This is a genomic window from Clostridioides sp. GD02404 (assembly GCF_045898275.1).
Taxonomy (GTDB): Bacteria; Bacillota; Clostridia; order Peptostreptococcales; family Peptostreptococcaceae; genus Clostridioides; species Clostridioides difficile_A.
Genome location: NZ_JBJOCA010000003.1, coordinates 129,600 through 152,663, shown reverse-complemented (window position 1 = coordinate 152,663; position 23,064 = coordinate 129,600). Strand labels below are relative to the sequence as shown.

The 23,064-nt window shown below is 27.9% G+C and carries 20 protein-coding genes, 1 pseudogene and 1 riboswitch; of the genes and pseudogenes, 15 read left to right on the top strand and 6 right to left on the bottom strand.

The genetic code is table 11. From position 1 onward, the window contains the following. Positions 1-8 precede the first annotated feature (8 nt). From Q3287_RS03465 to Q3287_RS03445, 5 genes are all read left to right on the top strand, one after another. Positions 9-998 carry an ATP-binding cassette domain-containing protein gene (locus Q3287_RS03465; protein ID WP_407963534.1) on the top strand — a complete coding sequence of 330 codons (990 nt, stop codon included), beginning with the start codon at positions 9-11 and terminating at the stop codon, positions 996-998. Continuing rightward, positions 991-1,845 carry an ABC-2 family transporter protein gene (locus Q3287_RS03460; RefSeq protein WP_227832164.1) on the top strand — a complete coding sequence of 285 codons (855 nt, stop codon included), beginning with the start codon at positions 991-993 and terminating at the stop codon, positions 1,843-1,845. Before Q3287_RS03465 ends, Q3287_RS03460 begins: the two co-directional genes overlap by 8 nt. Further along, positions 1,842-2,636: an ABC-2 family transporter protein gene (locus tag Q3287_RS03455; RefSeq protein WP_200908125.1), complete on the top strand. Its 795-nt coding sequence runs from the start codon at positions 1,842-1,844 to the stop codon at positions 2,634-2,636. The genes Q3287_RS03460 and Q3287_RS03455 overlap by 4 nt, the downstream gene beginning before the upstream one ends. A 21-nt stretch (positions 2,637-2,657) precedes the next feature. Beyond that, on the top strand, positions 2,658-3,179 hold the full coding sequence (locus Q3287_RS03450) for a CDP-alcohol phosphatidyltransferase family protein (protein WP_407963533.1): 522 nt from the start codon (positions 2,658-2,660) through the stop codon (positions 3,177-3,179). 250 nt (positions 3,180-3,429) lie between these two features. Then, complete coding sequence (locus tag Q3287_RS03445; RefSeq protein ID WP_407963532.1) at positions 3,430-4,809, top strand: MATE family efflux transporter; 1,380 nt, start codon at positions 3,430-3,432, stop codon at positions 4,807-4,809. Here the strand turns inward: Q3287_RS03445 and Q3287_RS03440 are convergent. Further along, positions 4,772-4,978 (bottom strand): glycosyltransferase, encoded by a 207-nt coding sequence (locus tag Q3287_RS03440; protein WP_285891449.1) that lies wholly within the window; start codon positions 4,976-4,978, stop codon positions 4,772-4,774. The two genes, Q3287_RS03445 and Q3287_RS03440, sit on opposite strands and share 38 nt — an antisense overlap. 316 nt (positions 4,979-5,294) lie before the next feature. On the opposite strand from Q3287_RS03440, the gene Q3287_RS03435 reads away from it, so the two are divergent. Continuing rightward, positions 5,295-6,008: a response regulator transcription factor gene (locus tag Q3287_RS03435; RefSeq protein ID WP_407963531.1), complete on the top strand. Its 714-nt coding sequence runs from the start codon at positions 5,295-5,297 to the stop codon at positions 6,006-6,008. A gap of 175 nt (positions 6,009-6,183) precedes the next feature. On the opposite strand, the gene Q3287_RS03430 is transcribed toward Q3287_RS03435, so the two are convergent. Together Q3287_RS03430 and mgtA are read right to left on the bottom strand one after the other, a co-directional pair. Then, positions 6,184-7,722: an ABC-F family ATP-binding cassette domain-containing protein gene (locus Q3287_RS03430; protein ID WP_054277690.1), complete on the bottom strand. Its 1,539-nt coding sequence runs from the start codon at positions 7,720-7,722 to the stop codon at positions 6,184-6,186. A 542-nt stretch (positions 7,723-8,264) separates the two neighbouring features. Next, positions 8,265-10,955, bottom strand: a complete 2,691-nt coding sequence (mgtA, locus tag Q3287_RS03425; RefSeq protein WP_407963530.1) for a magnesium-translocating P-type ATPase — start codon at positions 10,953-10,955, stop codon at positions 8,265-8,267. 345 nt (positions 10,956-11,300) lie between these two features. Beyond that, positions 11,301-11,459, bottom strand: a riboswitch (M-box (ykoK) riboswitch). A 523-nt stretch (positions 11,460-11,982) separates the two neighbouring features. Here mgtA and Q3287_RS03420 point away from each other — a divergent pair. From Q3287_RS03420 to Q3287_RS03405, 4 genes and pseudogenes are all read left to right on the top strand, one after another. After that, entirely contained in the window at positions 11,983-14,853 is a 2,871-nt protein-coding gene (locus Q3287_RS03420) for an EAL domain-containing protein (RefSeq protein WP_407963529.1), read from the top strand. A gap of 358 nt (positions 14,854-15,211) precedes the next feature. Beyond that, positions 15,212-15,346: pseudogene (locus tag Q3287_RS03415) on the top strand (Lrp/AsnC family transcriptional regulator); the annotation flags it as partial. Then, complete coding sequence (locus Q3287_RS03410) at positions 15,347-15,667, top strand: Lrp/AsnC family transcriptional regulator (protein WP_407815432.1); 321 nt, start codon at positions 15,347-15,349, stop codon at positions 15,665-15,667. It begins immediately after the preceding pseudogene. 72 nt (positions 15,668-15,739) lie between these two features. After that, on the top strand, positions 15,740-16,324 hold the full coding sequence (locus Q3287_RS03405) for a DJ-1/PfpI family protein (RefSeq protein WP_407963528.1): 585 nt from the start codon (positions 15,740-15,742) through the stop codon (positions 16,322-16,324). Positions 16,325-16,328: 4 nt separating this feature from the next. Here the strand turns inward: Q3287_RS03405 and Q3287_RS03400 are convergent, their stop codons facing one another. Next, on the bottom strand, positions 16,329-16,652 hold the full coding sequence (locus Q3287_RS03400) for a helix-turn-helix domain-containing protein (protein WP_054277684.1): 324 nt from the start codon (positions 16,650-16,652) through the stop codon (positions 16,329-16,331). Positions 16,653-16,804: 152 nt separating this feature from the next. Between Q3287_RS03400 and Q3287_RS03395 the strand changes: the two genes are divergently transcribed. Beyond that, positions 16,805-17,323 carry a nitroreductase family protein gene (locus Q3287_RS03395; RefSeq protein WP_407963527.1) on the top strand — a complete coding sequence of 173 codons (519 nt, stop codon included), beginning with the start codon at positions 16,805-16,807 and terminating at the stop codon, positions 17,321-17,323. A gap of 181 nt (positions 17,324-17,504) precedes the next feature. Here Q3287_RS03395 and Q3287_RS03390 read toward each other — a convergent pair whose 3' ends face one another. Continuing rightward, positions 17,505-18,173 carry a phenylalanine--tRNA ligase beta subunit-related protein gene (locus Q3287_RS03390; RefSeq protein WP_407963526.1) on the bottom strand — a complete coding sequence of 223 codons (669 nt, stop codon included), beginning with the start codon at positions 18,171-18,173 and terminating at the stop codon, positions 17,505-17,507. A 114-nt stretch (positions 18,174-18,287) separates the two neighbouring features. Between Q3287_RS03390 and Q3287_RS03385 the strand changes: the two genes are divergently transcribed. The 3 genes from Q3287_RS03385 to clpP all read left to right on the top strand — a co-directional run bounded on the left by Q3287_RS03385 (position 18,288) and on the right by clpP (position 20,976). Then, complete coding sequence (locus tag Q3287_RS03385; protein WP_407963525.1) at positions 18,288-19,703, top strand: PLP-dependent aminotransferase family protein; 1,416 nt, start codon at positions 18,288-18,290, stop codon at positions 19,701-19,703. A gap of 209 nt (positions 19,704-19,912) precedes the next feature. After that, positions 19,913-20,395 (top strand): helix-turn-helix transcriptional regulator, encoded by a 483-nt coding sequence (locus Q3287_RS03380; RefSeq protein ID WP_054271768.1) that lies wholly within the window; start codon positions 19,913-19,915, stop codon positions 20,393-20,395. Further along, positions 20,392-20,976 (top strand): ATP-dependent Clp endopeptidase proteolytic subunit ClpP, encoded by a 585-nt coding sequence (gene clpP / locus Q3287_RS03375; RefSeq protein ID WP_054271767.1) that lies wholly within the window; start codon positions 20,392-20,394, stop codon positions 20,974-20,976. The genes Q3287_RS03380 and clpP overlap by 4 nt, the downstream gene beginning before the upstream one ends. 119 nt (positions 20,977-21,095) lie before the next feature. Here the strand turns inward: clpP and Q3287_RS03370 are convergent, their stop codons facing one another. Continuing rightward, positions 21,096-21,587, bottom strand: a complete 492-nt coding sequence (locus Q3287_RS03370; protein WP_054277679.1) for a DUF2284 domain-containing protein — start codon at positions 21,585-21,587, stop codon at positions 21,096-21,098. A 287-nt stretch (positions 21,588-21,874) separates the two neighbouring features. Between Q3287_RS03370 and Q3287_RS03365 the strand changes: the two genes are divergently transcribed. Then, the gene (locus tag Q3287_RS03365; protein ID WP_054277678.1) at positions 21,875-22,948 is read left to right on the top strand and encodes a glycosyltransferase family 2 protein; all 1,074 of its coding nucleotides are present in this window, start codon (positions 21,875-21,877) and stop codon (positions 22,946-22,948) included. The last annotated feature ends 116 nt before the right edge of the window (positions 22,949-23,064 follow it).

Sequence of the window (23,064 nt, the reverse complement as noted above, 5' to 3'; positions counted from 1 at the left end):
TAGTTGAAATGAGTATAATTGAACTTAGGCAGCTGACTAAATCTTATAAAAGATTTGAGAAAGAAGCAGGGCTTATGGGAAGTGTAAAATCTTTATTTAACAGGAAATACACAGAGAAAACAGCTATATCATCATTTGATTTAAAAGTGGAGGAAGGAGAATTTGTTGGATTAATAGGTCAAAATGGAGCTGGTAAAACCACTCTTGTTAAGATGCTAACTGGTATTATTTCACCATCTTCTGGAGATATATCTGTTATGGGTTATTATCCTAATAAATTGGAAAATAGCTTTAAAAGACAGTACGCTATTGTTATGGGACAGAAAAGTCAATTATTCTTTGAATTGACACCAGCAGATACATTTCTTTTATTTAAAGAGTTATATGATATATCTGATGAAGAGTATAAAAGAAACTTGGATTACTTTATCGAATTATTTGATGTATCAGAGTATCTAAACGTTCAAGTTAGGACGCTTTCTTTAGGGGAGAGAATGAAAATGGAATTAATAGTAGCCCTTCTACATAATCCTAAAATATTGTTCTTAGATGAGCCAACAATAGGTCTAGATGCAGTAGCACAAAAACAAATTAGATATTTTCTAAAAAAAGTGAATGAAACAAAGGGAACTACTATTATACTTACTTCTCATTATATGGAGGATATTAAGAGTCTATGTAGTAGAAGTATTGTTGTAGAAAATAGTCATAAAATATATGATGGCTCTACAGAAGAATTGTTTAATCATTTCCAGAAATATAAAAAAATAACAGTTAGTTTCACTGATGAAGCTGATATTAAATTTCCTAAAGATTGTAAAATCATTGAGCAAACGAAGCATAAGATATCAGTAGTTATGCCAAAAGAAAGAGGAAATGAAACTGTTAAATGGATTTTTGATAATTATGATGTCAAGGACGTGATAATTGAAGAAGAAGATATAGGTAATATTGTAGAGAGAATATATAAGAAAGGAAGTGAGGAGTATCGTGAGTAACTATAATCAGGTATATTCTAGTCATTCAATGTTTTATAAATTTAAACAAAATATCCGAAGATATTATGAAGTAGCCAAAATTAATTTTAAAGTACAACTTATCTGGAGATTTGATGTAGTAGTTAATATGATGTTTACTATTATAAAAATTTTATTTGCTTATATCTTATGGAAAGCAGTTTTTGGTGAAAATAAAATAGTTTCTGGTTTTACATTTAATTCAATGTTGTCTTATTACATAATAAGCTCATTTTTATCAGGTATTGATATGTCAAAGAGTACTAGTGAAGAGATATGTAATCGTGTAAAACTAGGTACATTTTCAAAATATATGATTATTCCAATTAATGTTCAAAATTATTTTATTGCTAAAAATTTTGGAATGACATGTTTCTATTTTGTATTTAACATGATTTCTGCTTTTGTATGGATTTTCATATTTAAATTGGATTTTGCTTTTACATCTAATCCAGTTCAAATAGTAATTTCAATCTTAATGATTTTTTTAGGGCTTATTTTTATGATGCAACTCCATTTCTTTATTGGTATTTTGTCATTTAAATTTCTTGAGATTGGTTTTTTTAGAATGATAATTGAAAATATATCTGAATTTGTTACAGGAACAATGATACCACTTATACTTTTACCAGAAGTTTTAGTAACAGTCATGAAGGTATTTCCATTTTATTATACAACATATTTACCATCTATGTTACTAATAGGAAGAAACAGCAATGAGGCAGTACAAGGCTTGATTATTATATCATTATGGGTTTTGTTCTTTTTTATAGTGAATAAAATCATGTATAAAAGAATGAGAACACTATTTGATGGGGTGGGTATATGATGAAAAAAAATTTTAAAATAATATTTATGTTATTAAGGATGAAATTATCAAAGATGATGGTATTTAGATTTGATTTTTTTGGAGCATTTTTTGTAGATAGTTCACTATTTATATTACAACTATTAATGTTTAATGGTATATATTCTCATATAGACTCAATAGGAGGTTGGCAACATGGAGAGATGTTAATATTTATAGGAACTTTTTCATTAATAAATGCAATAAATATGACAATTTTCTGTTTTGGTATTTATGATATTCCAAGGAAGATTCAAGAAGGAGAGTTAGATTATTATATTACAAAACCAATAGACCCACTATTTAGATTGACATTTGAAAACATTAATATTGGTTCATCTCCATTAATTTTGGCAAGTATACTTATAGTTTTATATGGGGTATCTGAATTAAATCCAAAGATAACTTATATCACGATAATAATGTATATCTGTATGGTATTATTGATGGTATTGCTTTTCTATGATGTAGGTATTATACTTCGAACAGTTTCATTTTTTGTTATATCATCTTCTGCTATAATGAGACTAGAAGATAATTTATTACCAATGAACATGAAAATTCCTGGAGTAATATATGAAGGTGTTTTTAAATTATTATTCTATTTAATTTTACCATATGGAATTATGTCAACAATTCCAACTCAAATTTTGTCAGGAACAATAACAATGAATGGATTGATATATTCAATCTTAATTGTATTCTTGTTTACATTATTTATGTGGAGATTTTGGAAGTTAGGTATGAAGCATTATAAAAGTGCAAGTAGTTAATAACTTTACAGCTTTGAGGTGATGAGAATTAAAAATATAGCAAATATTATTACTATATTTAGAGTTATTTTATCAATAGTATTACTTAAAACAGAAGTATTCTCTAATTTATTTTTTATAATCTATATTGTTTGTGGCTTAAGTGACTTTTTAGATGGATATATAGCTAGAAGAATGAATCTAACAAGTGAATTTGGCTCAAGGCTTGATAGCATAGCAGATATATGTTTTGTAATTTCCACATCTGTTATTATATTTCCCATAATAAATATACCAAAGTATATAGTGTTATGGGTAGTAGTAATTGCTATCATTCGTATTACATCAATAATTATAGTAATTTATAAATACAATACATTTTTTATATTACACACATATGGAAATAAAATATCTGGATTTATGTTGTTCTGTTTGCCTTTATTTTATAATCTGGTTAACATAAGTTTGTTTACTAGTATTATTTGTGTTGTAGCAAGTATCTCGGCTATTGAAGAAGTACTGATACATATATTTTCTAAAAAGTTGAAAAAAGATACTATATGAATGTTTATAAGTAAACAGGTTTCATGTGATACTAAACAATAAAAACAAGTGTTAGTGATTAAAATCATAAAATGCTTGGAGTAAAGGATAAGGAGTTATTTTTAGATATTATGATAACGTATAATAGCAAGATTAATTAAAAATCTATCCAAGGAATTAGATATAATCTTTATGGAGAAAGGAGGTTCTTTAATGTCTAATAGGTTGGATATAATTTTAAATATAAGTAATGCACAAGAGAATGACCTGAATGAGTGATATATCTTATTCAGAAAATCGGAAACAAGATAATCTTCATGCGAAGGATAATTTACTTGCACAAAGATTTAATTTGTTTTCTCTATTAAAATTTGCATTTCCCACTATTTTTATGATGGTTTTTATGGGATTATATACAATTGTTGATACTATATTCGTATCAAGATTTGTTAATACAAATGCTTTATCAGCAATTAATATTGTTTGTCCTATTATTAATATTATAGTTGGACTTGGAACGATGCTTGCTACTGGGGGGAGTGCTATAGTAGCTCGTAAGATGGGAAGCGGTGAGACTGATGAAGCAAATAAGGTTTTTACTTTAATTGTATTATCTGGAGTTGTACTTGGGATGATAATTACTGGTATTGGATTTGTATTTATGGATTATATTATTATATGGTTAGGAGCAAGTGAGATTTTGATTAAATATTGTCGCTCATATCTTCTTATTATTTTGATTTTCGCTTTTGCCAACATATTACAAGTATTATTTCAAAGTCTATTTGTGACAGCTGGAAAACCAAAGTTTGGATTATGGTTAGTAATAGGTGCAGGGTGTACTAATATAATTTTAGATTATGTGTTTATTGTTCCATTACAAATGGGTCTTGGTGGGGCAGCGCTTGCAACTGGTATAGGATATTTGATTCCTACTATTTCAGGGTTAGTTTTCTTTTCAAAAAGTAATGGGGCACTTAGATTTTGTATACCTAAAATAGATAAGAAAGTGTTGTTTGAGACTTGTTTTAATGGCTCATCTGAAATGGTAAGTCAATTATCCACAGCAGTTACCACTTTTTTATTTAATATTATAATGATGAAGTTGATTGGTGAAGATGGAGTTGCGGCTATTACAATAATTATTTATTCTCAGTTTCTCTTAACCTCAATTTATATAGGTTTTTCAATGGGAGTTGCTCCAATAATAAGCTATAATTATGGAAGTAGAAATAATATACAATTAAAATACATTTTTAAAATTTGTATGTTATTTATATCAATAGCTTCTTTATTGGTGTTTGTGTTTTCTATGATATGTTCACCAAGTTTAGTAGAGATTTTTTCTCAAAGAGGAAGTAATGTTTATAAGATTGCAAGGTCTGGATTTTATATATTTTCTTTTAGTTTTATTTTTTGTGGATTCAATATTTTTACATCATCTATGTTTACAGCACTATCAAATGGAAAAATATCTGCAATACTATCTTTTTTACGTACGTTTGGCTTTATAACTATAGGTTTGCTGATATTACCAAATATATTTGATATATATGGTATATGGCTAGCGGTACCAATTGCTGAGTTATTAACCTTATTTTTAACAGTTAGTTTTATATATAAATATAAGAATAAGTATAACTATATATAAATATAAGAATAATCATAGTTAACATATATCTTTTTAACTGTATATCATTTAGCCTAACCACCATGGGAACTCCAAAATAAAGAGATTCCATAACACTATTTAAATCACCATGAGTAATAAAAACATCTGCTTTTTCTAATATTTCAAGTTGTGGTGTAAAGGGATAAATATAAATTTTCTACTAACCCAAGGTAGGGTAGACATGTCCAGAAAAAGGTGAATTTATAAATAAAATTTTCATACATAGTAGGATGATACAATATTTTACTCATTTATCCTATATTCTTTAATTTGACATATTTATGAAACATCGAATTATACTGTGAAATATGCATTGACATGCATATAGTAAATAGTTTTCATTAATCGATAGAGATATATACTTGATTTTATTTAATTATTTGAATATACTTTAAGCAGAACATAGGGAGTGAGAGGGATGAAATAGACAAAAAATAAGAACTCTTTATAGGAGCGATTTTAAAATGGAGACATACTTTAATAAAAAAATATTACTCGTGGATGATGAAAAAGATATAATAGATTTAATTGAAGAAGTACTTATAAATGATGGTTTTAAAAATATTGTTAAAGTCTACAATGGTTTAGATGCTATTTCTTTATGTAAGACAGAATGCCCAGATGTCATTATTCTTGACATAATGTTACCAGATGTGGATGGAATAGAAGTGTGTAAAAAAATTAGGGAGTTCTCATACTGTTCAATTCTTTTTCTTTCATCAAAAGATGATGATATTGACAAAATACTTGGTCTTAGTAGTGGTGGGGATGATTATATAACGAAGCCATTTAGCCCAAGAGAGGTTGTATTTCGAGTTAAAGCTCAATTACGTAGACAACAATACCAAAGTATTATACCATCAGACGATGTATTTATTAAGTTAGGGAATATTACTATAGACACAGAAGGAAGTCGTGTTTATAAAGATAGAAATGAAATTGAGTTAACTGGAAGAGAGTATCAACTTTTAAGTTATATGGCTCAAAATGTAAATAAAATTATAAGTAAAGAAAGATTATATGAACAAGTGTGGGGGGCATATAGTAGCATCTGTGATAATACAATTATGGTGCATATACGTCATATAAGAGAAAAAATTGAAAATAATCCTTCAAATCCTAAAATACTTATAACAGCTAAAGGTCTAGGATATAAACTTGTAAATAGAGTTGATTAGAATGGATTTTAATATTAATAGGCACTTATTTATGAGTGCCTATTAATATTTGTATTCTAGTAATAGACTTTATAATCTAGTAGATTCTTATTTTTTAAGTTTCTTAGCAATGAAACTTCAGCCAAAAGATTAATACATGTATTGAAGTATTGATTAAACAATATTACAGATAGATTTATATTAATTGTTTTTCTATATTAAATACCTTATCAATCCAACCTTTATAGAATTTTTCTTCATGGGATACTAGTATGATACTTCCTTTAAACTGTTTCAAGGCATTTTGTAAAGCATCCTTTGTTTCTGCATCAAAATGGTTGGTTGGTTCATCTAGAATCAAAAAATTGCAAGGAGATAACATCATACAACATAATTTAACCTTAGATTGTTCACCACCACTTAGAGTAGATACACTTCTTGAAACATGCTCTTCTTTTACTCCACATTTAGCTAGGTGACGTCTAATCTCTTTTGTATTAAATTTTGGATACTTATCTGCCACTATTTGAAGTGGTGTTTTAGTAGGATTTTCCCATTTTAAATCTTGTTCATAATAACCAATTTTAACTTGTTCTGAAAACTTAAAACTTCCAGCGATACAAGGAATATCTTTAACTAATGTCTTTAACAAAGTTGATTTACCAATTCCATTAAATCCAGTTATAACTATTTTTTGACCTCCATCAACAGAGAAATTTAGTTTTGGAAGCAAAGAATAGTAGTAGCCGACTTCAAGATTGGTAACTGTAAGAGCATTTTGAGCAGATATTTCAATCTCTGAAAATTGAACATTTGGTTTTCCTACAAAGCTAGGAGGAGCTATTCTTTCTATTTTATCCAATTGTTTTTGTCTTCCTCTTGCAATTTTTGAATTTACTCCAGCTTTATTTTTACGTATAAATGTTTCTTCTTTTTCTATTTTCTTTTGTTGTGCTTGATATCTTCTAATATAATCCTCTCTTAAATGTGATTTTTGTTTAAGAAACTCTGAGTATTTTCCATGATACTTCTTAATCATACCAAATTCTATATCAAGAATGCCTGTAGAGATTTTCTCTAAAAAGTCAAAATCATGGGAAACTACAATAAATGCTCCAGCAAATGTATTTAAATAACTTGAAAGCCACTCAACATGTTCTTTATCTAAAAAGTTTGTTGGCTCATCTAATAATAAAACTTCATGATTAGAAAGTAGTAGTTTCGCCAAGATTACTTTTGCTCTTTGCCCACCACTAAGTTCTCCAACTACACGATTCATTCCTATTGAATCTAACCCAAGACCATTTGCTATTTTGTTAACTTCATTGTCTACAGAGTAGAAATTGTTTGCTATTAGTTGTTCTTGATATTCTGATGCCTTAATTAGTAGTTGCTCATTTCCAGACAGAGCGCTCTCTTGATATAGCAAATTCATCTCTTTTTCTATTTTATAAAGCTCTTCAAATGCAGAGTGCAAATAGAGGGATATTGTTGTATCTCTATTAATTTCTGCATATTGGTCTAGATGACCGATTTTGATATTAGTTTGCCATTTAATTTCTCCTTCATCTGGAATAACTTCTCCTAATAAAATTTTGATTAAGGTACTTTTCCCTACACCATTTTGACCAACTATACCAATATGTTCACCTTTGAATAAATCAAAGTTAGCTTTCTCATACAGTGACTTATCCATAAAACCTTGTGATAAATTAGTTACTTTTAATAAACTCATAATTCAAACTCCTTTTCTTTTATTAAAAAATTTATGAAAATAAAAAAAGCAGAGGAAAGGCATTCTAAAATGCCGACCTCTGCTTTTGGAAAAACAAAAGGTCATAGACAAGCATTGTTGTCTATGACCAGAAAATCTATATATCTATCGGCAAATAGGCGATTTTAAATAAGCATAGCTGAAAAAACTATACTAACCTATATTTGCCGACGAAGATAGAAAGCTCTAAGCCTTCAGATTAACCTCTACACAACGCTTCATCGTATACATTTGTGTAGAGTTAAGTTTTCTAACAAGTTTAACTAATTCTATATAAATCATAATTATTCACATCCTAATCTTAATTCTAGTTTATTTATATTTAAACTGTACTTTGTACTTTTGGTATCATCTTATTTATTTAAAATATATTTTACTAATTATAACTTAAGTTATGTTATCATAATACATAGTTATAGTCAACAAGAAAATTATTTTCATGTAGTCACTTTGATAACATAATAAATTAAAATTTATATTATTAAGATGAAGGATAGTATTAATTATAATAATTCTCCATATCTTTTTACAAATACCTTTTTTAATATAGTTACTAAAACCATATAAGATAAAATAGTAAAAATCAATCCAATAAAATATATGCCTGGAAGTGGCATCATACCAATAGCATGACCAAGAGATGTATATGGTATAATAGTACCAATCACAATTCCCATTGTTGTAAAAAGAGTTAATTTCCATGAAGCTCGACTTTTAATAAATGGGATGTGTGGAGTTCTTATCATATGAATAACTAATGTCTGAGACCATAAAGATTCTACAAACCATCCAGCATGAAATAGAGATATAAATCCAAGCTGACCTATAGTATCTAAGCTATGAAAACTTCCACCAAATACATTTGGGCATACTACAAAATACATTAGTATATATGTTGTAATATCAAATACTGAACTAGTTGGACCAATCCAAGTCATAAATTTACTTATAGATGATGAATCCCATTTTCTTGGAATTTTTAGATAATCATCGTCTACATTATCCCATGGAATAGTTATACATGAAATATCATAAATTAAGTTTAATATTAAGAGTTGAATTGGTAACATTGGTAAAAATGGTAAGAATGCACTTGCTATTAATACAGAGAACATATTACCAAAATTAGAACTTGCAGTCATCTTTATATATTTTATTATATTTGCATATGTTTTTCTTCCTTCAATAGCACCTTGCTCTAGTACCATAAGGTCTTTTTCAAGTAGTATAATATTTGCACATTCTTTAGCTATATCAACTGCGGTATCTACAGATATTCCAACATCAGATGCCTTCATAGCAGCAGCATCATTTATACCATCTCCCATAAATCCAACAATATGTCCATTTCTGCGAAGCGATTCAACTATACGAGATTTTTGTTCTGGAGAAAGCTTTGCAAATATACTTGTATGTTCTACCATTTTATCAAGATTTTTATCATCCAGGCCTTCTATATCTGAGCCAAGCAAGATATTTTCAATTTTGATGCCTACTTGTTTACAAATACACTTTGTTACTGCATCATTGTCGCCAGTTAGAACCTTTACATCAACTCCATTTTTAAGTAGAGCTTTTACTGCACTAGATGTACTTTCCTTTGGTGGGTCAAGGAATGCAAGATAACCTATTAAAACCATGTTACTTTCGTCAGAAACTGAAAATTCATCTATAGGTGAAGGATTGTTTTTCTGTGCAATTCCCAAAACTCTCATACCTTTATCATTGTATTTAGAAACTGTTGCAATAACTTCTTTACATATTTCATCTGTCATTAATTGAATCTCATTTTTATACTCAACATGAGTACAGATTGACAACATTTCTTCAATAGCACCTTTTGTGATAAGCTGAGTTTTTCCAAATTTATTTTTAACTACTACACTCATTCTTCTTCTATTAAAATCAAATGGAATTTCATCAATTTTTGTATAATCTCTCCAAAGTTCTTGCATACCATTATCATTTGCATGGTTAATAATAGCTATATCCATAAGATTTTTAAGTCCTGTTTGATGATAACTATTTAAAAATGCATGTCGAAGAATTCGTTTATCTTCTTTTCCATGAATATCAAGAGAATACTCTAAAACTACTTTGTCTTTAGTCAAAGTCCCAGTTTTATCAGTGCAAAGTATGTCCATAGCACCAAAGTTTTGTATAGAGCCTAAATCTTTAACAATAACTTTCTTTTTTGACATAGCAACTGCTCCTTTAGCAAGGTTAGCAGATACTAACATTGGTAACATCTCTGGTGTAAGTCCAACAGCTATTGAAAGTGCAAACAAAAAAGCTTCCATCCAATTACCTTTTGTAAAGCCATTTACAAAGAGAACTATTGGAACCATAATAAACATAAATCTTATAAGTAGCCATGAAACTGAGTTAACACCCTTTTCAAAACCTGTTACAGTTTTTTTGCTTGTTATTTGCTGAGCCATAGAACCAAATATAGTACAATCACCTACTGAAATAACAATGGCTATGGCTGAGCCACTAATTATGTTACTGCCCATAAATGCAATATTATCTAAATCAAGTATGTTATTGGTAGTTCCTTTGTAGACATCAGAAAATTTTTCTATTGGCTCACTTTCTCCTGTAAGAGAAGATTGACTAACAAATAAGTCTTTGCATTGTAATATACGTACATCAGCTGGAATCATATCACCAGCAGCGATATGAATAATATCTCCTACAACTACTTCTCTTAGTGGTATTTCTATTAATCCTTTAGAATCACGCATAACTGATATAGTGGTATTTACCATATCACTTAGGGCTTGTGCCGCTTTGCCAGAACGAGATTCTTGAATAAATTGTAGCAATCCACTTATAGTTACCATTGTCAATACGATAATGACTGTAGTTGCATTTTTATCAGTTGGATTTGCTAAAATAACATCTGTGATAAAAGAAATTATAGCTAAAATAAGAAGTACAATAGTGAATGGGTTTATAAAAGCTTTGACAAATTTTTTTATCATTGAGTTATTAGATTTTTGAGTGATTTCATTACTACCATACTTGTTTCTCATTATATTAACCATTTTTTCAGAGTAACCACTATAAGAATTTCTATATTCATTTAATAAAATAGAGTCGTTCATTATAGCTGAATCAAGTATATCTTCTTTTGAAGTTGAATTACATGTAGTTTGTGTAATAAACTTTTTATTTAATTTTTTTATCATGTCTGAGACCTCCTTAAATATTTATCTATTTTTAAAATAAGGAAGTAAAGACATAAGCCTGTGACGAAAAACATCACTAGTTTTAAATTTATTAAAAATAGGGAGAAGAAATGAGACGTACAAAATAGTACAATTCTTCAAATAAGTGACTACTTCGCTCAACAGAGCTTATGTTATTACTACTTCCTGCGTCCATTCTTCTCACCTCCAAAATTCAAAATATATAAATCTAAAATAAGCATTAAAAAATCCCTTATCAAAGCATAAACAATGACAAGGGAATTAAACCTATAATAAAAACAACCAAGGCATAGAAAACCTAAGTATATTTATAATACAGTAAAAATATTTAATCATCGTTCAAGCTTTAACTTCATAGGGCAATGAAATTGCATTAGATTATGCCTTGGAATCGACATAGACTGTTGACCTTCTCATAGTGTCTCCACTATTTTGCGGCAGCAACCCGTATCCCTATGGTAGCCTCACCTACCGAGATATTTAATTTATATGAGATTATAATACATAAAAAAATATTTGTCAATACATGAAAAACTACATACACAACTAATATATTATATTCTTTTGACAAAATTATTGTTTCAAATCTTGTATTTGTAGAATTACAAGTACCTTTAATATATGCCTTTTTTAAACAAAGTTATATAAAAATTTATTTCTGATAAAATTGTATAATCTATGAATATAATTAAGACTATTGGCTCCATAATTTTGATATAGTTTTACTATCTTTGTGAAATATTATAACCTGTAGAACTGGCTGAATACTATTGTTGAATTTTCAAGTATGTGCTAATATACATATATAATTGTTGGAAATAAAATAAATGTAAACTTTATATATGAAAGTATACATTTAAAGTAATCATTAAGGATATGTGTTTATATATGATTATATAAACAAGTATACTTTGAATATAATGTAATTAGTGGGATAGTAGTATTATTATGAAAATAATCACAAGTAATTTCAATAAAGACCTTTATAAAGGGGGGAATCAGGTTTGTGTCGATTAAAAGAATTGTTTTTATAATGTCTTTAATTAGCTGTATAGTATTTATGTATCTCCCAATACAAGCAATTGCTACATCAGAAAAACACGTTGTAAAGGTAGGTTTTTTTGAGTTTGAAGGGTATCATGAGTATAATGAAACTGGAAATAGAAGTGGGTATGGATATGAGTATCTTCATGAGATTGCAAAGCATACTGGCTGGACATATGAATATGTATCTGGTACATGGGAAGAATGTCAAGCTATGTTAGAAAATGGTCAGATTGATTTGCTTACATCTGCACAGTATACAAAAGAGCGTGCAGAAAGATTTGACTTCTCAGAATTGCCTATGGGAAGTAGTTATGCACGCATTACAGTAAAACGTGGAAATTCAAAATATTTACCAAATGATTATAAAAATTTTAATGGAATAGTGATTGGGCTACTTGATAGTAATAGTAGAAATGAAAATTTAAAAAAATTTGCAAACGAAAAGAATTTTAATTATACATCTAAATATTTCAAGAACCAAGAAGAATTAGAAAGTGCATTGGAAAATGGAAAAGTAGATGCTATATTAACTAGTAGTTTAAGAAAGGCTAAAAATGAAAATGTAATTGCTCAATTTTCTCCTTCTTCATTTTATTGTATTGTAAAAAAAGGTAATACTCAACTGTTACAAGAAGTTAATAACGCTCTAGAAGATATAGAAATGGATAATCCTGCATATAAGTTTAATTTGTATAGTAAGTATTATCAATCTAGTAATCAAAATGAGTTTATTCTTTCTAAAGAGGAACATAATTATCTAAAAAGAAATAATAGTATACGTGTAGTTAGCATGCCAGAATCATATCCACTATCGTATTTAGACAATGGAAAATTTAATGGTATAATATCAGACATGTTTAATTTAATTGTTAAAGACCTTGGTTTGAATATAAATTATATAGAAACCAACTCATATAAAGACTCAATTAATATGTTAAAAGAGGGAAAAGCAGATGTAATATGCTTTTTTAATTCTGATTATGGATGGGCAGAACAGAATGGAATAAAAATTACATCTCCTTATATGGAATTGAATTACAGTGCAATAACTAAGAATTATAGGAATACTGAATTTAATGATATTGCTGTTGTAGATAATGATAAATTTAATGATGAGTATATCAAAAAACGTTATGAGAAAGCAAATATTAAAAGTTATAAATCTGAAAACTTAGCTATAAATGCAGTAGAAAGAGGCGATGCAGATGTAGCATTTATAAATACATATTCTGCTGAAAATTATATACAAAAAGATTATAATAATTTAAAAGCAATTTTAGTTACTGATTATAAAACTAATATATCTTTAGGTGTTAACCAAGATACAAATCAAGTATTATATTCTATTTTGGATAAAAGAATAAATTCACTTAATAAGGATGAGTGTTCTGAAATTATTGCAAAGCATACAATGTTTCAAAATTATGATACTAGTTTGTCTCAATTTGTACATCAGCATCCAGTTCAGACAGTTTTAGTTTCTTTTTGCTTTTTCTTAATTATAATAGCAGTGCTTTTTTATATAATTGCAATTAATAGAAGACACTCAGTACATATTTTTGATTTAGCATTTAAAGATACAATTAATGGAATTTGGAACTATAACGGATTTGAAAAAGAAACAACAAAAATTTTAGAGAAACATAAAGAGAAGTATTATGCATTGGTTGCTTTTGATATAAAGAAATTTGCTGTGATAAATGAGAATTATGGTAGAGATTCTGGAGATATAATCATAAAAGAAATAGTTTCAGTTTTAAAAAGAATTATAGGTGATACAGCCTTATTAGCTCATGTAAAAGCAGACCATTTCCTTTTTCTTTTACCATATGAGTTTAAAAAGGATTTGGAACTAGTTCTTAACAATATAAATGAAAATATATCATATTTTGAAGTGAAAGGTTTTAGTATTAAAGTCAAACCTAACTTTGGAGTATACAATATTGAAACTGAGAATATTCCTGTAACTAAGGCGATAGATTATGCCGAAATTGCTAGAAGAAAATCAAAGGAAAGTAAATATTCTATAGTCTATTTTGATGAGTCACTTAGAGAAAATCTTAGAAAAGAAAAAGAGATTGTTGATAGGATAGATTATGCATTAGAAAATGAGGAGTTCCAAGTTTATTATCAACCTAAATTTGATATGAGAACAAATAAAATTATTGGAGCAGAAGCACTTGTTAGGTGGAATCATAAAGAGCTTGGTTTTATGAATCCAGGAGAATTTATTCCTATACTTGAAAAGAGTGGTGGAATTATAGATGTTGATTTTTTTGTATTGGATAAAGTATGTAGATTGACTCGTTTTTGGATGGATTCTGGAATTAAACCAATTTCAATTTCTGTAAATCAATCGAGAGCACATTTTCAAAGAAAAGATTATATAAATAGATTACAAAATATACTTGTTAAATATAATATACCTAGAAATATAATTGAACTTGAGATAACTGAAAGTTTGTTTGAAAATGATAGTATATCAAATGATATGATAAAAAAGATTAAAGAGCTTGGATTTTTTATTTCTGTTGATGACTTTGGTTCAGGTTACTCTTCTTTGAATCTTCTAAATCAGGTTTCTGTAGACATTTTAAAAATAGATAAATCTCTATTAGATAATTCTAAAGGAGAAGGGAAGATTATAAGTAAAGTAGTTGAGATGGCAAATGACTTGGGCTTAGAGGTGATTTGTGAAGGTGTTGAAAATATAGAGCAAGCAGAATTTTTAATGAGTATTAATTGTTATTATGCACAAGGTTATTTATATGCTAAACCTATGCCAAAGGATATGTTTGTTCAGAAGGTGGAGAAGTCTAAAGATATATAGAAATTGTATAAGTATTTAAGTTGTTATAGTAGTATATTAAAGATTATAATAAATAAAATATTTGTGTATGACATATATAAATGAATGAAAAAGTTAAATGTATAGTAAAGGCACTTCATAAATTATGAAGTGCTTTTTATTATTGTAAAAATAAGTAATATATTATGAATAACAAAAATAATAACATTAATTAAATCTTAGATAATCTTAGGTATAATATATGATTTACTTTGAAAAAACTTAAATTTTAAGGTGAAATAATATAATTATATTAAATTTTATTGAAATAATAAAAATTATTTACTTAATATAACTTATTAGTTAGAATTATACTAAATAATTAAGGAGGTGAGTAGCGATAGATGAGATAGATTTAAAAATAATTAATTCTCTAAAGAAGAATAGTAGAGCCTCAACTTCTGAAATAAGCAGGCAAGTCAATTTATCAATACCAGCAGTATCAGAACGCATAAAGAAAATTGAGCAGTCAAATATAATTCAAAAGTATACTATCCAAATCAATCGAGAAAAAACAAAATATAAACTTTTAGCTTTTATATTTATCAATACTGATTTATCTGAAAGTATGGAAGATTTTAAGCAAACTATATTGAAACATGAGACTGTATTGGAGTGTCATCATATTTCAGGAGAGTATGATTATTTGATAAAAGTATTAGCAGAAGATACAAGTGACCTTGAAGAATTTATATCTGTTACATTAAAAAGAATCAAGGGAATTCAGAAAGCTAATACAACTATTGTTCTATCTACAATTAAAGAAGAAATTAATACATGTAAAAATATTTTTTAAATATATTAGCAGCTAAATATTAAGTATATTACTTATCTTTATTTTAACTAAACTTTAGGAGGAAAATATAATATGAAAATTTTAGTTTTTTTAGCAAAAGGTTTTGAAACTATGGAATTTAGCGTATTTATAGATGTTATGGGATGGGCTCGTAATGATTATGATTGTGATATCGATGTAGTAACTTGTGGCTTTAAAAAGAAGGTTATAAGTACGTTTAATATTCCAATACTTGTTGATAAGACCATAGAAGAAGTATGTGTTGATGATTATGATGCTCTTGCTATTCCTGGAGGCTTTGAAGAGTTTGGATTTTATGAAGAAGCATATAACATGTCTTTTTTAAACTTAATAAGAGAGTTTGATTCAAAAGAAAAGATAATTGCGTCTATTTGTGTGGCGGCATTACCAGTTGGTAAAAGTGGAGTTTTAAAAAATCGTAAAGCTACTACATATCATTTGAAAAATGGTCAAAGGCAAAAACAATTAAGCGAGTTTGATGTAAATGTAATTAATGAACCAATTGTTGTAGATAAAAATATTATAACTTCATATTGTCCAGAAACTGCTCCACATGTAGCTTTTAAACTTTTGGAAATGTTGACATCCAGAGAACAAATGGAGATTGTTAAACTAGCTATGGGATTTAAACTATAATGAGCTATAGATGTTCTAAGTAATCAGAACCCCAATCACACATACAATCTAGAATTGGAATAATACTCTTTCCAAAATCCGATAGTGAATATTCTACTTTTGGAGGAACAATAGGATAAACAACTCTGATAATTAAACCATCTGCTTCTAATTCACGTAGCTGTTGAGTTAACATTTTAGGAGTTGCTTTAGGAATTAATTTTCTTAGTTCATTAAATCTCAATATAGTATCTTTAAGATGCCAAAGTATAAGTGTCTTGTATTTACCACCAATCAATGCGAGTGTTGCTTCTATTGGACAACTGTATTCACTAGAACATTTTTTCATTTTTAAGCTCCTTTCATATATTTTAAAGTATCTTTTTAGGTACTATATTACAAAAAAGTGCATTATTGTAATATAAAACTATAGTGATAAAATTATAGCATAGGTTAAATGAATCATCAACTTGACCTAATAAAATGATGGGAGGTAATTAAATGGATTTTGTTGAACTTGCAAAAAAAAGATATTCTTGTCGTAATTATCAAAATAGAAAGGTCGAAAAAGAAAAACTTGAGAAAATTTTAGATGTTGCGAGAATAGCTCCAACTGGTGGTAATCGTCAACCTCAAAGATTAATTGTTATTCAAGAAAAGGAAGGGCTAAATAAACTTTCGAAGGCTGCTAATATATATGATGCACCATTAGCTATTATCGTGTGTGGAGATAAGGAAAAAGTTTGGACAAGACCTTTTGATGGGAAACAACTTACAGATATTGATACAAGTATAGTCACTGACCACATGATGTTACAGGCAACTGAACTTGGATTAGGAAGTGTTTGGGTGTGCTATTTTAATCCAGATGTAATTAGAGAAGAGTTTAGCATGCCAGATAATTTAGAACCAGTAAATATATTATTGATAGGATATGAATCTAAGACACCAGAAAGCCCAGATAGACATGAAAAAACTCGTGTCCCTTTAAGTGAAATAGTTTCTTATGAAAATATTTAGTCAGAAAAGCAAGTTACATACATGATAAATGCCATAAAGTATTTACTATAAAGAAAGTTTAAAATAAGTAATATTTGCATGAAATTAATTTTGGTGAAGTATATCTAGTTTTAATAAAAGATATACTTCACTAATTTATTTGTTTAAAATATTTATTAAACATGAAGGATTTATGAATTAACTAAAATATATCTATTGAATTAACTTTTAAATCTGAAAAAGCACTTGAGACATAGTCTTTTATATCACTTAGATGCTCTTGAATTTGTTTTTCTGATATTCCATCAACTCCATATACAAAATACAAAATATTTTTAGTATCTTTTGTTATAGATGTTCGATTATCTGGTCCATTAAGAATGCTGGATAATATACCGATATTATCAGATAAAAATAAATCATGTTTTGTTAAAACCTGTTCTTTTCCGGTTATACCATAAAAATGTTCACCACCATTTGCTACATCTATTTTCAAAGGTAATTCTATCTTATCAAGGTTATGTCCTGCTGTTAGAAGAAGGTTTTTTAATTCTGCTAAAAACATTGATTCAACTGTTATGCCTACATCTGGGATACCTTTTGATTTTAACAAAAGAGATTCCAATTGAAGTAATACAGGGTAAGTTTTCTTGAATCTTTTATAATATTTTATGTAATTTGAAATGGGTTCTGTTTTAATTTTTTCTTGACGATTGTACTCTGGTCTTTGCTTAAGGATAGTTTCAGTTACAGAGTTTTTAAGAAATAGAAAATTTTCTTTATTAGGATTTGAATATGTAATATTTATAGCCATAACTCCAAATTTAATATTAGGATACATTTCTTTTACTTTATTTGATATTTCTAGCATAATATAGACTCCTTTTTATTTTTTATTTTATGATATAATCTTAGCAAGATAAAAGTGGATTTTGTAGTTCCACTTTTATGTCAATTTTATAGAACCACTTTTGGAGGTATTAAAGTGTGGATTACGATTAATAGAAATAGCAATATATCATTATCAAGACAAATTTATTGTAAGATAAAGGATATGATTTTGGACGGAACCTTAAAGTTTGAACAAAAATTGCCATCATCTAGAACGTTGTCAAAGGAATTATCTGTTTCTCGTAATACGGTTTTGGATGCATATAATCAATTAATGGCAGAAGGATATTTGGATACAAAAAATGGATATGGTACATTCGTATCTAAAGGAATATTAGAATATAAAGTTGACTTTAAATTAAATTATACTTTTGAAAGTGTAGATAATTTGCACATCAATAAACAAAAGAATTGCATAGATTTTCGTTCTGGTATTCCAGAATTAAAACTATTTCCACGTAAAGAATTTTCAAAGCTATATAAACAAATACTATATGATTTATCAGATTCAGATTTTAGATATGGAAGTGTGGCTGGTGTATGGTGCTTGAGGGTAGAAATATCTGAGTACTTATTTCGAACTAGAGGGATTAGATGTAATCCAAAAAATGTTATGATTGTTTCTGGCTCAACACAGGGATTGTCTCTAATTTCACAGCTTTTATATAAGAACAATAAAAAAGTAGTTGTAGAAGACCCTATCCATAAAGGATTATTAAAGGTTATTTTGTCTGCTGGATATTCGGTTGTTGGAATTAAAGTGGATGATAAGGGTATTGATACTGATTTAATAAAATCAGTAAAAGATGTTTCTTTTGTTTATACTACACCTTCTCATCAATATCCCTTAGGAGGTATTTTACCTATTCAAAGAAGACTAGAACTTATTAGATGTGCGACAGAGAATAGTTACTATATAATTGAAGATGACTATGACAGTGAATTTAGATATGAGGGGCCACCAATTAGTTCCCTTTATGAACTTAATCCAAGAAAAGTAATTTATATAGGTTCTTTTAGTAAAATATTATCTCCAGCTATTCGTGTTGGATTTATGTTACTACCAGACAATCTTTTAGAGGATTATAAAGCTTTAAAAATGTACTCTGATGTTCATACAGAAACTATAGTTCAGTATGTACTAGCTGAGTTTATTAGAGATGGAAGCTTAGAAAAGTATATATTTAGAATGAAGAAACTATATAATAGAAAACGTAAACACCTCATTGAAGTATTAAACACTGAGTTTAAAAATGAATTTAAAATAAAAGGTGAGGCAGCAGGTCTTCACATAGTTGTGCATTTTTATAATATTAAGTTTACAGAAAGCTTAATTAATAAAGTTTTTGAAGCAAATATAAAAGTTTATCCTATACAACAGTATGCAATTAAGGATATATTAGAATATGACCATGAAATTATACTAGGTTATGCTCATCTTAGTATCGATGAAATTGAAAAAGGTATAAAAATACTCAGTAAAATAATACATATGAACCAAGATATATAGATAGAATCTATAGCAACTTATATAATAGATTCAATCGAGTTGACATTTTAATAATAGTTATTATATTAATGTATCATTATTATTTTTATATTGAGATGTTTAATATTATATTGTAGATATTTTGTTACTATTAACTAAGTTAAGATAGCAATTTATATTAAGAAAAAAGTTTTTGCATAGGTTATAATACTTAAAAGGAGATGATGGAGTTGAAAACAAATACAGATGTGATTATGGAAATCATTGATTATATAGAAGAAAATCTTACAGAAAATCTAAATTTAGATAAAATAGCTGATATTGCTAATTATTCAAAATATCATTTACACAGAATGTTTACAAATATTGTAGGATGTACTATTCATCAATACATACAAAGAAGGAGACTTACTGAAGCAGCTAGACAACTTATATTTACAGATAAATATATTATAGACATAGCTATTACAGTAGGATATTCTACACATCAATCATTTACACTGGCATTTAGAAACTTATACAAAGAGTCTCCACAAGTATATAGAAATAAAGATGAATTTTATCCTATACAACAGAGATTTGTTTTAAATCTAAATCATCAAATCCAAAATGCAAAATGTATGTCTTATACAAGTATTAACTATAAACAAAGAAGAGATGAAATCAATTCTTATCTTAACTTTAACATTAATTGTGAGGTGAAAGTAGCATGAGTTTAGTACCACATGTAATTGAACAAACTGGTCAAGGGGAAAGGTCTTATGATATATATTCGAGATTATTAAAAGATAGAATTATATTTATAGGAGAAGAAATTAATGATGATATTGCAAGTCTAGTAGTAGCTCAATTACTGTTTTTAGAATCAGAGGACCCAGATTCAGATATAATTATATATATAAATAGTCCTGGAGGCTCTGTTACAGCAGGATTTGCTATATATGATACGATGCATTATGTAAAATGTGATGTATCAACTATTTGTATTGGTATGGCTGCAAGTATGAGTGCTTTTTTACTTGCAGGAGGGACAAATGGAAAAAGATGTGCTTTACCTAATGCAGAGATTATGATTCATCAGCCAATGGGTGGAGCTAAAGGTCAAGCAACTGATGTAAAAATAGCAGTAGATCATATGTTGAAAACAAAAGAAAAATTGGATGGAATTCTTTCTAAAAATACAGGGAAATCAATAGAAGATATTAGAATAGATACAGACAGAGATAATTTTATGACTGCACTAGAGGCTAAAGAATATGGGCTAATTGATTATATAATGAATAAAGAAGAGTAGAAAATTTATTTCAGAATCCAATCTACAATATATAGATAATAAAAAATAACCATGTTTAGATAAACTTGGTTATTTTTTATTTCAAAAAGAAAAGTTTCTTGGAATTATAACCATGTTTTTTAATCAACCAACAATAGACCAAAATGGTTTTGAATTTCTCCTTTTTCTCTTAATGTACTTATTTCTAGCCCATTTGACCTTACTGTAGCAAATACATCAATGCCACAAGCTTCCATTGATGGAGCTGTTTTGTTAGGAAAATTACAAGTAGTGGGGTTACACTTAGCACACATTGTACAAGGGCCACTTCCAAAAGCAATTACTTTATAATATCCATCTAAAAACATTTCTCTTGCAAGTTTGACAGCTAAAGGAGTAACAATACTCATTTCATGACATCTAAATAGAATAGCCTTGTCATAACAATCTATTATTGCTTGTGTTTGCTGATAGGTTGGAACATTAGGTGGACAACAATGGCTATGACCAAATGTGTTACAACCAAATTGACACTTGTAAATCGTCCATGCTGCTGTAAGAATAGTTTTAGGGTCTATTGAAATAGCGATATCAGCTCCATTAGATTTTAATACCTCGAAGTATCTTTCCATAATTTGCCTCCCATAAAAATTAGTTTGATTTTTTTATTATAAATGAATAAATAATGAATAAATTTAACGATTTCTTATATTTATGATAGCTCAAAAATATATATCAAACAAATCAAAGTATTAGAATTCTGAATTAAATAAAAATGAACTATAGATATGCTGGATAAATAAAGTTATATACTATTTTTTTGTCGTTAAAAGTTTATGAAATTTCAATAACAAATTGATGATAAATACCATATATTACTTATGTCTGTAATATATAGAAGACAAAGGAGTTGTACATTATGATTACAATAAGTTTGTGCATGATTGTTAAGAATGAAGAAGAAGTTATAGGAAGATGTTTAGAGTGTGTAAAAGATATTGTAGATGAAATTATAGTTGTAGATACTGGTTCTACAGATTCCACAAAAGAAATAGTCTCAAAATATACAGACAAAGTATTCGATTTTGAATGGATAGATGATTTCTCTGCTGCAAGAAATTTTTCATTTTCTAAAGCTTCTAAAGACTATATAATGTGGCTTGATGCAGATGACATAATTTTAGAAGATGATAGAAAAAATTTATTAAAAATTAAGGAAAACTTAGATACCTCTATTGATATTGTAATGGCAAAATACAATGTTTCTTTTGATGAAAATGGCAAACCAACTTTATCATATTATAGAGAACGATTATTTAAGAGAAGTTCTAATTACAGATGGGTTGACCCTATTCATGAAGTAATACCTCTTGTTGGAAAACTATTTTATTCTGACATTGCAATATCTCATAAAAAACTACACAGACAGGACCCTCTAAGAAATCTTAGAATATTTGAAAAAATGATTTCAGAAGGTAAAGTATTAGAGCCAAGACATCAATTTTATTACTCAAGAGAACTTTATTATAATGCGAGGTATGAGGAAGCAATAGCAGGTTTTACTAAGTTTTTAGACTCAACTAGAGGTTGGATTGAGGATTGTATCAGTGCTTGCAGAGATTTAGCCACATGTTATTACTTAATTAATGATGAAAAAAATGCCTTATATTCTTTATTTAGAAGTTTTGAATTTGATGAGCCAAGAGCAGAAGTTTGCTGTGATGTAGGAAAGCATATGTTTGATAGACAAAAATATAAAGAGTCTGCTTTTTGGTATAAGGTAGCATTAACAAGAGATAAAGATGACATTAATGGAGGATTTAAATCAAATGATTGTTATGGATATATACCATATATACAATTGAGTGTTTGTTATGACAGATTAGGAGAAGCAGATAAAGCTATTTATTATCATGAAAAAGCAAAAGAAATCAAACCTAATGATAGCGCTATTTTGCATAATGAAACCTATTTTAGTAAACTTAAAAAATAATTGATAAGTCACAATAATACTAATTTTGACATATTATATAAAGAGCTTAAAAGCTCAAATATATTAGGAGGTGCTTTTAATAATGAGTAGAAATAAATATTTTGGCCCATTTGATG

Coding starts and splice junctions, on each gene's coding strand:
- Q3287_RS03465 (WP_407963534.1), top strand. CDS start 9: ATGAGTATAATTGAACTTAGGCAGCTGACTAAATCTTATAAAAGATTT.
- Q3287_RS03455 (WP_200908125.1), top strand. CDS start 1,842: ATGATGAAAAAAAATTTTAAAATAATATTTATGTTATTAAGGATGAAA.
- Q3287_RS03450 (WP_407963533.1), top strand. CDS start 2,658: ATGAGAATTAAAAATATAGCAAATATTATTACTATATTTAGAGTTATT.
- Q3287_RS03445 (WP_407963532.1), top strand. CDS start 3,430: ATGAGTGATATATCTTATTCAGAAAATCGGAAACAAGATAATCTTCAT.
- Q3287_RS03435 (WP_407963531.1), top strand. CDS start 5,295: ATGGAGACATACTTTAATAAAAAAATATTACTCGTGGATGATGAAAAA.
- Q3287_RS03430 (WP_054277690.1), bottom strand. CDS start 7,722: ATGAGTTTATTAAAAGTAACTAATTTATCACAAGGTTTTATGGATAAG.
- mgtA (WP_407963530.1), bottom strand. CDS start 10,955: ATGATAAAAAAATTAAATAAAAAGTTTATTACACAAACTACATGTAAT.
- Q3287_RS03405 (WP_407963528.1), top strand. CDS start 15,740: ATGAAAATTTTAGTTTTTTTAGCAAAAGGTTTTGAAACTATGGAATTT.
- Q3287_RS03400 (WP_054277684.1), bottom strand. CDS start 16,652: ATGAAAAAATGTTCTAGTGAATACAGTTGTCCAATAGAAGCAACACTC.
- Q3287_RS03395 (WP_407963527.1), top strand. CDS start 16,805: ATGGATTTTGTTGAACTTGCAAAAAAAAGATATTCTTGTCGTAATTAT.
- Q3287_RS03390 (WP_407963526.1), bottom strand. CDS start 18,173: ATGCTAGAAATATCAAATAAAGTAAAAGAAATGTATCCTAATATTAAA.
- clpP (WP_054271767.1), top strand. CDS start 20,392: ATGAGTTTAGTACCACATGTAATTGAACAAACTGGTCAAGGGGAAAGG.
- Q3287_RS03370 (WP_054277679.1), bottom strand. CDS start 21,587: ATGGAAAGATACTTCGAGGTATTAAAATCTAATGGAGCTGATATCGCT.
- Q3287_RS03365 (WP_054277678.1), top strand. CDS start 21,875: ATGATTACAATAAGTTTGTGCATGATTGTTAAGAATGAAGAAGAAGTT.